Raw genomic sequence first — 14697 nt, 5'->3', positions numbered from 1 at the left:
GCATCAGTCCACGAACTCCATCTTCGAGGCCTTGTACTCGTCACCGACCTTGACCATGGTGATCGCGAGCCGCTGAACCGCGTCCTCCCGCGGGGCGTTGGTGTTGTACGTAGTTTTCGTGGTGACACTGACCAACACCACGGCCTCATCGGAGGTGAACGACTCGACACCGGCGCCGGTCACGTCGGCCTCGGTCTCCTTGCCCTCGTCGACCGTGCCCTGCTTCATCTTCGCCGAACCACTGCGCAGCCGGTCCTGGAATTCGCCGGTCGTCGCGTCGATCACCCGCTCGATGTCGGCATCGACGGTGTCGGCATTCACGGTGACGAGATCAACCGCGAGAGTCTTCGCCGCGTCGACGTAGGGCTGCCATTGCGGGGTAGTGCTCGTCGTCGGAGCGCTGCGCATGAACTGGGTTGCCGCGAAACCGATCGCACACACCAGCAGCACCGCGAGCGTGGCGGGAACAAGAACGCGTGCGGCACTGCGCTTCTGGCGTGGACGGGGTTGCAATACGGGTGGTGTGAACGACCAGGCCGCCGGCGGGGGCGGCGTGCTGATCGACGGGCTGCTGATGTGCAGTGCGGGCGGTTGCGGTTGCGGCGCAGGTTTTGGCGGCGGTGGTGGCGATACGACCGGCCGGGTCACGGTGGGCGGACGCGGCGCGGGCTTGGGGGCCGCGCTCCCGAGTGCATTGGCGAAATCACTGCACTGGGCGTAGCGCGCGGCGGGGTCCTTGGCGAGACCTTTGGCCATCACGTCGTCGAGATGGGCGAGTTCGGGACGAGATGCGCTCAGGCGCGGTGGCGGTTCGCTGAGATGCTTGCTGATGACGACGGCCGCATTCGAGTGATGGAACGGTGAGCGCCCGGTGAGCAGATGAAATGCGCTGGCGGCCAGAGCATATTGATCGGCCCGTCCGTCCATGTCCTGTCCCAGCAGCTGTTCGGGCGCGGAATAGGCCATCGAACCGACGGCCATGTTCGTGGCGGTCAGCCCGCTGATGTCGTCGACACGGCGCGCAACGCCGAAGTCCGCGAGGAGGATTCGCCGTTTCGTGCGCACCCGGGGAGCCGGATCGGCAACATCTCCGGATCCGGTCAGCAATATGTTGGCCGGCTTGACATCCCGGTGCAGCAGGTTGCGGGTGTGCGCGTAATCGAGCGCGTCGGCGATCGCCGTGACGATCTCGATCGCATCGGCCAGCGGCATGCCCTTCGGATGGTGTTCGCGGACGAACCGGGACGCGTCGGTGCCGTCGACGTAATCCATGGCGATCCACAGCTGGCCGTCGCTCTCGCCGCGATCATGCAGACCGACGATATGGGGATGCCACAACAGGGCGGCGATGTCGGCTTCCCGATTGAACCGCTGCCGGTACTGCGTGTCGCCGGTCAGCGAGATCGGCAGGATCTTCAGCGCGTCCTGACGGGGCAGCCGCGGATGCTGCGCCAGGTAGACCTCGCCCATGCCGCCGGAGCCGAGCAAACGTTGAATCGTGTACCCGGCGAACACGTCACCGGTGTTCAGCGGCATGGCCGTGATAGTAGCGGTGACCGGCGACCTTTCCACCGCGAGTAGCGTCGGGATCATGACCGCCGCCGATTCCGAAGCCGTCCGGGAACTGTTGCGTGACGCGTTCACCCGGCTGATCGAGCATGTCGACGACCTCACCGAGGGCCTGACCGAGGAAGTCTCCAGTTATCGGCCGACTCCGCAGGCCAACAGCATCGCCTGGTTGATCTGGCACAGCGCGCGGTGTCAGGACCTGCAGCTGTGCGACATCGCGGGTGTCGAGCAGGTGTGGACCCGCGATGGCTGGGTGGACCGGTTCGGCCTCGACTTGCCGCGCAACGACATCGGATACGGCCACCGGCCCGACGACGTCGCCAAGGTGCAGGCGCCCGCTGACCTGCTCGCGGGTTACTACCGAGCGGTCCACAAGGTCACGCTCGAGTACATCGCCACGGTCACGGCGGACGAGTTGGCGCGAGTCGTCGACACCAACTGGGACCCGCCCGTGACAGCGAGCGCGCGGCTGGTCAGCATCGTCGACGACTGCGCACAGCATCTCGGCCAGGCGGCCTACCTGCGAGGAATCATCGGGAAATGACGCGCTGGTGGCCACCGGTCGCGATGGCCGCCATGTTGGTGCTCGGCTTGGCGGTACGCCACGGGCCGACCCCCGTCGACAGTTGGTTTCAAGCGCTCGGCCGCGAGCTGGGTCCATATCGCCGGATGTTCCTGTTGTTCACCGACTGGCGATGGCTGACACCGGTGCTTCTGGTCGCGATCGTTGTGGTGCTGTGGCGCAGACAGTGGTGGCTGGCCGCCGCGATGGCGGTGAGCCCGCCACTCGCAATTGCCGTCGCGCGGCTGTGCAAACACCTCTTCGGCCGGGAAAAGGGCGGTGCGCTGGCCTATCCCAGCGGCCACGCGACTTTCGTCGTCGTGGTGATGGGGATGGTGTTGATCGCGGCGGGCTTCGCCGCATGGGCCGTCGTCGTGGCGGTCACCATCAGCGTCCTGGGCATGTTCGGGCAGGCGATCACCCACCACTACTTCACCGACACGGTCGGCGCGGCGCTGCTGGCGACGTCGGTGGTGTGTGTGGCGTACGTCCTGACTCGTCCCACATTTGACAGGTGTCAACCCCGGTGCGACGTGGGTCACAAACGGTGGTTAACATAGGCCCATGACAGCGACGCCTGAAGTTGAACTGCCGGAGACCGGCACTATTCACAACCCTGCGACCGGCGCCGTCGCCGGCCAGGTGCGTTGGACCGATCCCGCCGACGTGCCGCGGATCGCGGCAGGTCTGCGCACGGCGCAGAAGGAATGGGAGGCCCGCGGCGCGAAGGGCCGGGCCAAGGTGCTGGCCCGCTACGCCGTGTGGCTCGGCGATCACCGCGACGAGATCGAGAAACTGCTGATCGCCGAGACCGGCAAGTCGGCAGTGGACGCGGCCCAGGAGGTCCCGCTGCTGCTGATGATCTTGTCGTACTACATCAAGACCGTCGAGAAGGCGATGGAGCCGGAGACCCGGCCCGCTCCGCTGCCGTTCCTGTCGATCAAGAAGATCGCCGTGCACTACCGTCCGCGTGCGGTCGTCGGCATCATCGCCCCGTGGAACTACCCCGTCGCCAACGCGATGATGGACGCCATCGGCGCGCTCGCGGCAGGGTGCTCGGTGCTGCTCAAGCCGTCCGAGCGGACCCCGCTGACGGCCGAGGTGCTGCTGCGCGGCTGGTTGGATTCCGGCGCTCCAGAGGTGTTCGCGCTCGCGCAGGGTGCCCGTGAAGTCTCCGAGGCCGTCATCGACAACTCGGACTACATCCAGTTCACCGGGTCCTGCGCGACCGGCGCCAAGGTGATGGAGCGCGCCGCGCGCCGGCTCACCCCCGTCAGCCTCGAGCTCGGCGGCAAGGATCCGATGATCGTGCTCGAGGACGCCGACGTCGAGCTCGCCGCGAACGCCGCGGTGTGGGGCGCGATGTTCAACGCCGGGCAGACGTGTGTGTCGGTCGAGCGGGTCTACGTCCTCGAGCCCGTGTACGACCAATTCGTCTCGGCTGTCGTGAAAGCCGTGAACAACCTCAAGATGGGTGCGGGCGAGGGCTACGACTTCGGCGCACAGATCGACGAGAACCAGGTGGCGATCACCGAGCGGCACGTCAAGGAGGCGATCGCGGCTGGGGCCAAGGCGTTGACGGGCGGCAAGCGCCCCGAGGGCCCGGGCAGCTTCTATCCGCCCACGGTTCTCGTCGACGTCGACCACTCGATGACCTGCATGACCGAAGAGACGTTCGGGCCGACCTTGCCGATCATGAAGGTGTCCTCGGTCGAGGAGGCCGTGCGGCTGGCCAACGACAGCCAATACGGCTTGAGCGCGTCGGTGTTCTCGAAGGACGTCGATCGGGCGAAAGCCGTTGCCTTGCAACTCGATTGCGGTGCGGTCAACGTCAACGACGTGATCTCGAACCTCATGTGCACCACCGCACCCATGGGCGGCTGGAAGACCTCGGGCATCGGCGCGCGGTTCGGCGGCATCGACGGTGTGCGCAAGTTCTGCAAGCAGGAGACCGTCGTGGTGCCACGCACCAATGTCGGTGCCGGCGGCAACTACTACAACAACTCCCACAAAGCGTTGGCGCGGATGAACAAGCTCATGACCAAGATGGCATTGGCCCGGCCGCGGCGGAAGGCCAAGTAGGGGTTCGCCACCGGCCGTTCACTGCGGCGTCACCTTGGATTTTGCCGGGGCCGATACCTTCGGCCGGTGACTCTGGACTCCACTGGCTACGCCGTCCGCGACGACGATGACGACGACCCTGAGCTGCTGCTTCTCCCGAGCGGCGACGTCGTCGACACTTGGCGTGAGGGCTATCCGTACGACGAGCGGATGAAGCGCAACGACTACGAGGAGCAGAAGCGACTGCTCCAGATCGAGTTGCTGAAGCTGCAGAAGTGGAGTCAGGCGAACGGCCACCGGCACGTCATCGTGTTCGAGGGCCGCGACGCCGCGGGCAAGGGCGGCACCATCAAGCGGTTCATGGAGCACCTCAACCCGCGCGGTGCGCGCGTCGTCGCGCTGGAGAAACCCACCGAGAAGGAACGCACTCAGTGGTACTTCCAGCGCTACGTCGGCCATCTGCCCGCCGCCGGCGAGATCGTGTTGTTCGACCGGTCCTGGTACAACCGCGCCGGTGTCGAGCGCGTGATGGGCTACTGCACGCCCAAGCAGCACGCCGAGTTCATCCGCCAGGCCCCGCTGTTCGAGCAGATGCTGGTCAACGACGGCATCAGCCTCACCAAGCTGTGGTTTTCGGTGACGCAGTCCGAGCAGCGCACACGCTTCACGATCCGCCAGGTTGATCCCGTGCGGCAGTGGAAACTGTCGCCCACCGACCTTGCGTCGCTGGACAAATGGGACGACTACACCGCGGCCAAGGAAGACATGTTCGCCTGGACCGACACCGAGATCGCGCCGTGGACTGTGGTGAAGAGCAACGACAAGAAACGCGCCCGTATCAACGCCATGCGCTACGTGCTCGGTAAGTTCGACTACGACAACAAAGACCATGAGGTGGTCGGCCATGCCGATCCACTGATCGTGGGGCGTGCGCTGTCGGATTGATCTCCGGTGCCGTCCCGGCTAGGAGGACGGCGTGCGGTTTGTGACGACGCTGTTCCTGTGGGTGCTGACAACGGCTCTGCTCGCGATCGCGGTACCGAGCGCATGGGCGCAGAAGAACGTCATCGACCGAAACGGTTACTCGGCGTTCGCCGCCACGGCCGCCAAAGACCCACAGCTTCAGCAGGCGGTCGCGGGTGAGCTCACCACGCAGGTGACCGCGCTCGCCGCGCAGCGCGGCGCCGACGTCAACGCCGGCATGGTGCGCGGGGTGGCCAACGCCTACACCGCGGGGGAGGCGTTTCCCGGACAGTTCGCCAGGGCCAACGAGATCGCCCACACCTGGATGTTCACCGACCGGGTGGCCCGCGACGCGGACGGCGGCTGGGTGATCGATCTGGCCCCGATGCTGTCTGACACGTCGTTTCAGCAGACCTTGGCGAATTTCGATGTCGAAGTGCCGCAGACGCTTACGGTGCCGATCACGGCATCGCCACCGGCGGGTCTGGAACCGGGGAAACTACGCTTGCTGGCGGTGTGGGGGCCGTGGGTCAGTGTGGCGGCGGCCGTCCTCACCGGAGTCTTTGCCCTGCTGACGCTGGCCGCTGCCCGCTCGCGCGGTAAAACCCTTGCCGCGTTGGGTGTTTCGGCACTTCTCGTCGGCGCGGCCGGGTGGGCCGGGCTGGAGGCAGCGCGTCGGTACATCAACGATGCGCTCAATCACACCAGCGGTGACATCCGCCAGATCGCCGACTCGATGGTCGGCCACGCCATCGGCAGCTTGCACCAGTGGCTCAATCTCACGCTCGCGGCCGGTGGCGTGTTGGTGGTGTTCGGCGTGATCGTGGCGATGTTGGGTGGGCTGCGCCGGCGGGACTAGATGTGCGCCGCTGCGCTACCGCCAGGCTCGGCGCGACGACCGCCTCCTACTGTTTCTGGCGTCAGGCAGGAGTCACGAATCGCAGCCACGCCGACTGACAGGATTTTCTGGTCCGGTCCAGTTCATGCGCCGAGATCCTGGAGGCCTGGTAGAAGCTGCGTTCGACCATCCAACACAGCACGCGTGCCAGCGCACGAGCATCGTCGGGCCCGTCACCGAGCGGTACCCCACCTCGGACCAGCAGTGCGGTAACAGCTTCCGAGATCGCATACGCGGTGTCGGTCCACAAGCGGTCCACCTCGGGGATGGTGGACGCGAAGTCGACAGCCGCGCGCATCACCACACCGTGCTCGCGCCACTGTCGGGCAGTATGTTCCAGCGCGGCCTCGATCACCTCGTGGATGGGCGCGGCGCGGCTGAGTGCTGACACTGAATCCTGTTGCAGCGCAGAGACGGTCCGAGCCACCAGGGCGATCAAGATGTCCTGCTTGGAGGCGAAATAGAAGTACAACGTGCTGCGGGTTATACCGGCCGCCTCCGCGATGTCGCCGACCGTCATGTGTACGTAGCCGCGGGTCGTGAGCAGGGTTTCGGCAGCATCGAGTATCTGCTGCTCGCGGAGGTCCCCCTTGCGCACCGTGGGTGGTGTTCCCCGGCGGGAAGGCCACGACTTGCTCATCGCCACCACGTCTGGCTCTCGCAGGTGCTAGTCGGATGCAAGCTGCGCTCCGTCGGCGAAATCGGTGCTGCGGGAAAGGCTCTCCCACCGCCGGATGTCGTCGGCCACCGCGCTGCGGGCAGCGGCGATCAATCGGAGAGCGTCGGAGCCCAACACCAGGTGTGCGGGTGGTTTGTCGGTATCAAGGATCGACAGCACCGCCTGAGCGGCTTTCGCCGGGTTGCCCAACTGGTTACCGCTCGCGTTGACGCGGGCAGTTCGGATCGGATCGAACAACGCGTCGTAGTCGGCGATGGAACGTTCGGCGCGCGTCATCGAGCGGCCGGCCCAATCGGTGCGGAAGGAACCCGGCTCGATCGCGGTGACGTGAATGCCGAATCCCGCGACCTCCTTGCGCAAACTCTCCAGCAGACCTTCCACCGCGAACTTGCTTGCGCAGTACGCAGACATCCCGGGGACCGCCATCAGGCCACCCATGGAGGTGACTGCCATCAGGTGGCCGGCGCGGCGTCGCCGCATGTAGGGGAGTGCCGCCTGCAACGTCGCGGCGACTCCGAACACGTTGGTGGCGAACTGGGCGCGGACCGCCGACAGAGGCGTCTCCTCGAAGATGCCCTCCAGGCCATACCCCGCATTGGCGATGACGACATCGATGGGGCCGATCTCCGATTCGATGTCGGCCACTGTGCGGAACACCGCCGCATCGTCCGTCACGTCCAGTAAGCGGGCATGTGCGCGTCCCGGCGCCAGTGCCTCGAAAGCCGCGACCTCGGCCGGTTTTCGCAGAGTGCCGACCACCCGGTCACCGGATTGCAGGGCGGCTGTCGCGAAGGCGCGCCCCAAGCCGGTACTCACTCCGGTGATGAAGATGGTTCGCACTGCGCCTCCCCGCCGATCGAGAAATTTGTTTCGAACTACTCGACATAGTGTCAAGTATAAATCGACGTATCGTCAACTCGGACTGCTCGGCGTTTTCTGTCACCGACCCGAGTGATCGCTCGTAATCCGCTGAAAGACAGGCTATTAAACGATTGATATGCGTGGCAGAAGTCGGCTTCGGTCACGACAAGATGTCACCATTTGCACGCCTACCTACCAATAGGTAGTCTCAGGGTATGGCTGCTGCCTCATCGACTTCGGAAGCGATTCTCCGTTGCGCACGCGCGTCCATCGTCGCCGGCGGCTACAACGGCTTCAGTTACGCCGATATCGCCGCGGTTGTCGGCATCCGCAAGGCGAGCATCCACCATCACTTCCCAACCAAGGTCGATCTGGTGCGGACGCTGGTGAGGCAGTACCGCGCGGAAGCCGAAGCGGGTATCGCCGAGATCGAGCGGCACGTCCCGGATCCGCTCGACCAGCTCCGTAGTTATGCCGGGTATTGGGAGTCCTGCATCGGCGATCCCGAAACCAGTTACTGCCTATGCGCATTGCTGGCCACGCAGATTCCGATGCTGCCCGATGAGATTGTCTTGGAGCTGCGGGCGTATTTCCGGACCTTGTCGGCCTGGCTGACATCTGTACTGGAGCGCGGCGTGCGCCTGGGCAGTATCACCTTGACCGATGAGGCCCATTCCGAAGCCGAGACGCTGATGGCCGCCGTCCACGGCGCGATGTTGTCCGCGCGGGCCTACGGCGATCCGCAGGCCTTCGCTGCCATTACTCGACCGGTGATCGACCGACTCCGATCACGTACTTCACCGGACGAAAGCGGCACCTGAAACGACCATCCCGCAGGTAACAAGCTTTCGAGCCCGGAGCCGTGGTGGCCCGTGCCCTCATTAGAAACGACAGGAACAGATATGACGACGACGCGCGAACTTCGAGATACCACTGTCGGGGGCGACACGTGGCTCAAACGGTATTACTTCACCCGAGCGGCCTTCTCCGTTGCGTGGGTCGGTGCCGCCTTCGGCTTCGGCGACGGCCCGACGGCCGTTGTCGCTGCGCTGTTGCTGATCTATCCGGCGTGGGACGCCGTCGCCAATCTTGTTGATGCGCAGCGCAACGGCGGGCTGCGGCGTAATCGCACCCAGGCTTTCAACACCGCCGTGAGCCTCCTGACAACGGTCGCGGTGGCCATCGCCCTGACCCAGAGCATGAACGCGGTACTGGGTGTGTTCGGAGTGTGGGCCGCCCTGTCGGGCATCCTGCAGCTTGCGACCGGTGTGCGGCGCTGGAAGAGCGTCGGTGCGCAGTGGCCCATGATTCTCAGCGGTGCCCAATCCACCTGCGCGGGAGTGATGTTCCTCATCACGTCGAATGCGCCAGAGCCACCGCACATCACCGCCATCGCCCCTTATGCCGCCTTCGGCGCGTTCTATTTCCTGATCTCGGCGGTGTGGTTGGCCGTCAGCGATGCTCGTCGTCGCCGTGTGTCGCGGTGAAATGCACGACCGCGCCGGAGCGGTCGAGCCGTTCGACGCGTAACCCCGCGTCCGTGAGCCAGCCCCGCAGGTCATCGGCCGTGCCGCCGGGCCCGAACGCCCCGGCGCGTTGGAAAGCGGCGATCAGCAGATCTTGGCGGATGCCGGCGCCGCGAACCACGGCGTCACCGACGATCTGGCCACCGGGTTTCAGGCAGCGGGCCATCTCACGCACGGCTGCCGCGGGATTGGGTAGGCAGTGCAACCCGTTGAAGCTCAGGCATCGGTCGAACTCGCCGTCGGCGAAGGGGAGATGCTCGATGTCGGCTTCGGCGAACTCGATGTCGGAACGTCCCAATGCGGTTGCCCTGACGCGGGCCCGGGCCAGCATGTCCGGTGAGATGTCGGCCGCGACATAGCGCAGCCGCTGATCCGGGCGCAGCCCGCGTAGTGCCAAACCACCCCCACACGGGATATCCAAAACCGCTGTGCCGTCGGGCAGTTCGCCAAGCGTGGCGATGCTTTCGAACAGCAGCCGAGTGTCGGTGCCCCACAGCGCAAGCCCGGCCGGCCGGGCCAGCCACTCCCGCTCGACGCCGCTGTCGTACACCGCTCCGCCGAACCTGCCGATGGGGCCCGCCCAGTTCTTGGCCAGATCAGCCATGACTCCACCTTCCCGCCGTCCGGGGTGGGCCGTCAAGGGGGCAGGCCGGTACATCAACGCGTCGCCGGGGCTGATGTCGCGGAGCACAGATGCCGGTTACGGCTCGATGATGTGCGACGGGTCCGGCCTGCGCTCCGGCGGGGCCTGGCTGTAGTCGCCCCACGGTCCGTCGCGGCGCTCGATCGCCGCGCGCACACCCTGGTGGGCGGCGGTGTCGATGAAACTCAGCGCGTCGGGCGTGTTGCGCATCAAGCCGTCGAGGATGCCGCCGAGCGTCTGGGTCGATGCCAGACCCATGTTCTCGTAGGCCTGATTGACGATGAGCTTCTGGGCCTGCAACTGCGACAACGGGATTCGCGCCAGCTTGCCGGCGATCTCGGCAACGCGGGCCTCAAGGTGCTCGAACGGAACGGACTCGTTGATGAGTTCGACTGCGGCGGCTTCTTTTCCGGTGAGCGGCTCACCGGTCAGCGAATGCCACTTCACCTTCGCCAGGCTCAGGCGGTACAGCCACATGCCGGTGAGGTAGGCACCCCACATGCGCGCATACGGGGTCCCGATGACCGCGTCGTCACTGGCGATCACGATGTCGGCGCACAGCGCATAGTCACTCGCACCGCCCACGCACCAGCCGTGCACCTGCGCGATCACGGGCTTGGATGCGCGCCAGATGGCCATGAACTTCTGGGTCGGCCCGGTTTCGCGGGCACTGACCATCGCGAAGTCCTTACCGGGATCCCAGCGGCCGTCGGTGTTCATCGCTTCGCCCCAGTGCTGGAAGCCGCCGCCGAAGTCGTATCCGCCGGAAAACGAGCGGCCGGCGCCTCGCAGGACGATCACTTTGATCTCCGGGTCGCGTTCCGCCCGGCCGATGGCCTTCTCGATTTCGTCGGGCATGGGCGGCACGATCGTGTTGAGCTGATCGGGCCGGTTCAGCGTGATGGTCGCGACCGGCGCGGCGGTGCGGTAGAGCAGGGTTTCGAACTCGTGGGCCATGGCAGCAGTCGAGTCACTTCGGACCGCGAAGTCAAGAGTCGTCGTGGCGCCGGCGAAAGTTCTGGAACGCGACCGCGAGGCGGACATCGGTCGGTGTGCGGTCCTCTTTGAGGCTCGATTCGGTGACGGCCAAGGCGATGAGGACGTCTGCCGCGGTGATGAACAAGCCGAACCAGTACATCCATTTGAGGCCCGGTTCCGGTTGGACGGCGAAGTACACCACGAGGAAGATCGGCCCTACGATGCCGAATATCAGGGTCATTCCCTGGATCGCGAGATAACGCCGGAATGCGTGCATCGGCGTCAGCATAACGTCGACGGCATGTCGCGGCGTCTTGTTCGGCGCCGGTTATCCGCCGAGCATCCGCCACAGGAACTCGTAGGTCAGCGCTGCCTTGAACGCGGCCTGCTTGTTGTCTGCGGCGCCGCCGTGCCCACCTTCGATGTTCTCGTAGTAGTACACGCGATGACCGGCCGCCTCGAGCGCCGCGGTCATTTTCCTGGCATGGCCCGGATGCACCCTGTCGTCGCGGGTCGACGTGGTGATCAGGATGGGCGGGTACCGGCGGTCGCTCGAAATATTCTGGTATGGCGAGTATTTCGCCATGAACTCCCAGTCGGCCGGGTTGTCCGGGTCGCCGTACTCGGCCATCCAGGAGGCGCCAGCGAGCAGCAGGTGGTAGCGCTTCATGTCTAGCAGCGGCACGCTGCAGACGAGCGCGCCGAACAACTCCGGGTACTGCGTGAGCATTACTCCCATGAGGAGCCCGCCGTTGCTGCCGCCCGACGCGCCGAGCTGCTCGACCGTCGTGATGCCTCGTCGCACCAGATCGGCGGCGACGGCGGCGAAGTCCTCGTACACCAGGTGCCGGTTCTCCCGCATCGCCTGGGTATGCCACCGTGGCCCGTACTCGCCTCCGCCGCGGATATTGGCCATCACGTAGGTGCCGCCGCGCGTCAGCCATGCCCGGCCGAGACCACCGGCATAGCTCGGTGTCAGCGAGTTCTGGAATCCGCCATACCCGTAGAGCCACGTCGGTGAAGGCTCCGCGCGTTGCCCGACCACGAAATACGGGATGGCGGTGCCGTCGGCCGACGTCGCGAAGTACTGGGCGACGTCGATTCCGTCGGCGTCGAAGAACGACGGCGCGGACTTGAGCTGTTCCAGTGCGCCGCCCGCGGTTCCGTGCAGGAGCCGCGACGGCGTCGTGAATCCGCTTGTGTCGTAGAAGACTTCGTCGCCGAATGGGTCGGTGTCCACCACAACGGTCTCGTCGGACGGCGGGATGCCAGGGGCATCCACGCGTTCCCAGCTTCCCGGTGTGACGATCTCGATGTGGCTCGCGACGTCGCGCCGCGTGACGAGCACCAACTTGTCTTTCGTCCAGCTGGCGCCCGACAGGCAGCTGTGCTCATCGGGTTCGTACACGACGGTGAGATCACGTGCACCGGAGAGGAAATCATCGAACTTGGTGGCCAACAGGCTTCCCGCGGTGTAGGTGACATCGCCGACCTGCCAGTCCGTCCGCAACGAGATCAGCATCCACTCGCGATGTGTCGCGGTCGTCGCGTCGCTCGGGACATCGATGAGGATCAGTTCGCCGTCGCGGAGCTCGTAGCGGATGCGGTTGTAGAAGTCGGTGTACCGGCCCAGCCGGGTGTGTTCAAAGCCGGGGGTGCGGTCCACGCCGGCGATGACGCGTACGTCCGTCGGCTCGGCCTCAAACGCCGTTTCGGCATTCTCCAGCGGCTCGCCGCGGCGCCAGCGCTTGGCGATGCGCGGATAACCGGACTCGGTCATCGAGCCCTCACCGAAATCGGTGCACACCAAGACGGTGTCCTCGTCCTCCCAGGACACCGACGACTTCGCCTCTGGTAGCTCGAAGCCGCCTTCGACGAACTGTTTTGTCCGCATATCGAATTCACGGACCACCGTGGCGTCGGCGCCGCCGCGGGACAGGCTGATCAACGCGAGCGTGTGTTCGGGTTCGATCACCTCCGGGCTCGACCACACCCAGTTCTCGTCCTCGGCGCGGGCGAGTTCGTCGACGTCGATGAGCACCTCCCACACCGGATCGTCGGTGCGGTAACTGTCCAGCGTGGTGCGTCGCCACAGACCACGTGGATTGGCCTCGTCGCGCCAGAAGTTGTACAGATAGTCCCCGCGCCTACCCACATAGGGAATGCGGGCGTCGGTGTCGAGCACCTCGAGCACTTCGGCGCGCAGCTCCTCGAAACGCTCGCCGCCGAGCTCCGCGAGCGTCGCGTCGTTGTGGGCGCGCGCCCATTCCAGCGCGTCCTCGCCGGTGATGTCCTCGAGCCACAGATACGGGTCGTCTGCCATCACCCCATTGTGGCCGTGGGCGTAGTGTGAGCTGCGTAACACCGCTGACGAGGAGTCGACAATGACCGTCTTTTCCCGGCCGGGTGCGGCCGATGCCCTGATGTCGTTCGAGGCCCGTTATGACAATTACATCGGTGGTGAGTGGGTGGCTCCTGCCGAGGGCCGGTATTTCGAGAATCCGACGCCGGTGACGGGTCAGGTGTTCTGTGAGGTGGCCAGGTCCAGCGAGGCCGATGTCGAGAAGGCGTTGGATGCCGCGCATGCGGCGGCGCCGGCGTGGGGCAAGACCTCGCCTGCCGAGCGGGCGGTGATCCTCAACAAGATCGCCGATCGTATCGAGGAGAATCTGGAGTCGATCGCGCTGGCGGAGTCGTGGGACAACGGCAAGCCGATCCGTGAGACGCTCAACGCAGATATCCCGTTGGCGGTCGATCATTTCCGTTACTTCGCCGGAGCCATCCGCGCGCAGGAGGGGAGTCTGAGCCAGGTCGACGAGGACACGGTCGCCTATCACTTCCATGAGCCGTTGGGTGTGGTCGGTCAGATCATTCCGTGGAACTTCCCGATTCTGATGGCGGTCTGGAAGTTGGCCCCCGCGCTGGCCGCTGGTAATGCGGTGGTGCTCAAGCCCGCTGAGCAGACCCCGGCTTCGGTGTTGTATCTGATTTCGTTGATCGGTGATCTGTTGCCCGCGGGTGTGGTGAACATCGTCAACGGGTTCGGGGTGGAGGCGGGCAAGCCGCTGGCATCGTCGAATCGGATCGCCAAGATCGCGTTCACCGGTGAGACCACGACGGGCCGGTTGATCATGCAGTACGCGAGCCAGAACCTGATCCCGGTGACCTTGGAGTTGGGTGGCAAGAGCCCCAACATCTTCTTCTCGGACGTGATGGCGGCCGGCGACGACTTCCAGGACAAGGCCCTTGAGGGCTTCACGATGTTCGCCCTGAACCAGGGTGAGGTGTGCACGTGCCCGTCGCGGTCGCTGATCCAGGCCGACATCTATGACGAGTTCCTGGAGCTGGCCGCGATCCGCACCAAGGCGGTGCGCCAGGGCGATCCGCTCGACACCGAGACCATGATCGGATCGCAAGCGTCCAACGACCAGTTCGAAAAGGTCCTGTCCTACATCGAGATCGGCAAGAGCGAGGGTGCCCGCGTCGTCACCGGTGGCGAGCGTGCCGACCTCGGGGGTGACCTGTCCGGCGGCTACTACGTGCAGCCGACGGTGTTCGAGGGCAACAACAAGATGCGGATCTTCCAGGAGGAGATCTTCGGCCCGGTCGTGGCCGTGACGTCGTTCAAGGATTATGACGACGCGATCGCGATCGCCAACGACACCCTCTACGGTCTTGGCGCCGGGGTGTGGAGCCGTGATGGCAACACCGCCTACCGCGCGGGTCGCGACATCAAGGCCGGCCGGGTGTGGACCAACTGCTACCACGCCTACCCGGCACATGCGGCGTTCGGTGGGTACAAGCAGTCGGGCATCGGCCGCGAGAACCACAAGATGATGCTCGACCACTACCAGCAGACCAAGAACCTGCTCGTCAGCTACAGCAACAAGGCCCAGGGCTTCTTCTAAAGTGCCCAGCGTCGGCTTGTGTGCGAGAAATCGCGGAGAACTCGCACAC

The 14697-nt window shown here is 65.4% G+C and carries 15 protein-coding genes; 8 read left to right on the top strand and 7 right to left on the bottom strand.

The features are described from left to right. Positions 1–3 precede the first annotated feature (3 nt). Positions 4–1536 carry a serine/threonine-protein kinase gene (locus tag AWC31_RS28635; RefSeq protein WP_085147673.1) on the bottom strand — a complete coding sequence of 511 codons (1533 nt, stop codon included), beginning with the start codon at positions 1534–1536 and terminating at the stop codon, positions 4–6. 55 nt (positions 1537–1591) lie between these two features. Here AWC31_RS28635 and AWC31_RS28630 point away from each other — a divergent pair, with 55 nt between their 5' ends. From AWC31_RS28630 to AWC31_RS28610, 5 genes are all read left to right on the top strand, one after another. Next, positions 1592–2113, top strand: coding sequence for a mycothiol transferase (locus AWC31_RS28630; protein ID WP_085147825.1), 522 nt, complete (start codon positions 1592–1594; stop codon positions 2111–2113). Then, positions 2110–2691, top strand: a complete 582-nt coding sequence (locus AWC31_RS28625) for a phosphatase PAP2 family protein (RefSeq protein ID WP_085147672.1) — start codon at positions 2110–2112, stop codon at positions 2689–2691. Before AWC31_RS28630 ends, AWC31_RS28625 begins: the two co-directional genes overlap by 4 nt. Before the next feature lie 4 nt (positions 2692–2695). After that, positions 2696–4213 (top strand): aldehyde dehydrogenase family protein, encoded by a 1518-nt coding sequence (locus AWC31_RS28620; protein WP_085147671.1) that lies wholly within the window; start codon positions 2696–2698, stop codon positions 4211–4213. Positions 4214–4279: 66 nt separating this feature from the next. Next, positions 4280–5137: a polyphosphate kinase 2 gene (gene ppk2 / locus AWC31_RS28615; RefSeq protein ID WP_067849304.1), complete on the top strand. Its 858-nt coding sequence runs from the start codon at positions 4280–4282 to the stop codon at positions 5135–5137. Positions 5138–5168: 31 nt separating this feature from the next. Further along, positions 5169–6014: a hypothetical protein gene (locus AWC31_RS28610; RefSeq protein WP_085147669.1), complete on the top strand. Its 846-nt coding sequence runs from the start codon at positions 5169–5171 to the stop codon at positions 6012–6014. Positions 6015–6075: 61 nt separating this feature from the next. Here AWC31_RS28610 and AWC31_RS28605 read toward each other — a convergent pair whose 3' ends face one another. Both AWC31_RS28605 and AWC31_RS28600 read right to left on the bottom strand, forming a co-directional pair. Next, the gene (locus AWC31_RS28605; protein WP_085147823.1) at positions 6076–6693 is read right to left on the bottom strand and encodes a TetR/AcrR family transcriptional regulator; all 618 of its coding nucleotides are present in this window, start codon (positions 6691–6693) and stop codon (positions 6076–6078) included. Positions 6694–6720: 27 nt separating this feature from the next. After that, positions 6721–7572, bottom strand: coding sequence for an oxidoreductase (locus tag AWC31_RS28600; RefSeq protein ID WP_085147667.1), 852 nt, complete (start codon positions 7570–7572; stop codon positions 6721–6723). A gap of 236 nt (positions 7573–7808) precedes the next feature. Between AWC31_RS28600 and AWC31_RS28595 the strand changes: the two genes are divergently transcribed. Together AWC31_RS28595 and AWC31_RS28590 are read left to right on the top strand one after the other, a co-directional pair. Further along, positions 7809–8414, top strand: a complete 606-nt coding sequence (locus AWC31_RS28595) for a TetR/AcrR family transcriptional regulator (protein ID WP_085147666.1) — start codon at positions 7809–7811, stop codon at positions 8412–8414. 81 nt (positions 8415–8495) lie between these two features. Next, a complete protein-coding gene (locus AWC31_RS28590) occupies positions 8496–9080 on the top strand; it encodes a DUF308 domain-containing protein (RefSeq protein WP_085147664.1) in 585 nt (194 codons plus the stop codon). On the opposite strand, the gene AWC31_RS28585 is transcribed toward AWC31_RS28590, so the two are convergent. The 4 genes from AWC31_RS28585 to AWC31_RS28570 all read right to left on the bottom strand — a co-directional run bounded on the left by AWC31_RS28585 (position 9046) and on the right by AWC31_RS28570 (position 13063). Beyond that, entirely contained in the window at positions 9046–9723 is a 678-nt protein-coding gene (locus AWC31_RS28585) for a class I SAM-dependent methyltransferase (protein ID WP_085147661.1), read from the bottom strand. The two genes, AWC31_RS28590 and AWC31_RS28585, sit on opposite strands and share 35 nt — an antisense overlap. Positions 9724–9819: 96 nt before the next feature. Continuing rightward, on the bottom strand, positions 9820–10719 hold the full coding sequence (locus AWC31_RS28580; RefSeq protein WP_085147659.1) for a crotonase/enoyl-CoA hydratase family protein: 900 nt from the start codon (positions 10717–10719) through the stop codon (positions 9820–9822). Between the two features lie 31 nt (positions 10720–10750). After that, positions 10751–11017, bottom strand: coding sequence for a hypothetical protein (locus AWC31_RS28575; RefSeq protein WP_067849597.1), 267 nt, complete (start codon positions 11015–11017; stop codon positions 10751–10753). Between the two features lie 51 nt (positions 11018–11068). After that, positions 11069–13063, bottom strand: coding sequence for a prolyl oligopeptidase family serine peptidase (locus tag AWC31_RS28570; RefSeq protein WP_085147821.1), 1995 nt, complete (start codon positions 13061–13063; stop codon positions 11069–11071). A 61-nt stretch (positions 13064–13124) separates the two neighbouring features. Between AWC31_RS28570 and adh the strand changes: the two genes are divergently transcribed. Continuing rightward, a complete protein-coding gene (gene adh / locus AWC31_RS28565; RefSeq protein ID WP_085147657.1) occupies positions 13125–14648 on the top strand; it encodes an aldehyde dehydrogenase in 1524 nt (507 codons plus the stop codon). The last annotated feature ends 49 nt before the right edge of the window (positions 14649–14697 follow it).

This window comes from Mycolicibacterium wolinskyi (genome assembly GCF_002101965.1).
GTDB classification, from domain to species: Bacteria; Actinomycetota; Actinomycetes; order Mycobacteriales; family Mycobacteriaceae; genus Mycobacterium; species Mycobacterium wolinskyi.
Note: the sequence above shows the minus strand (reverse complement) of the source record. Positions and strands in the feature narration are given on the sequence as shown.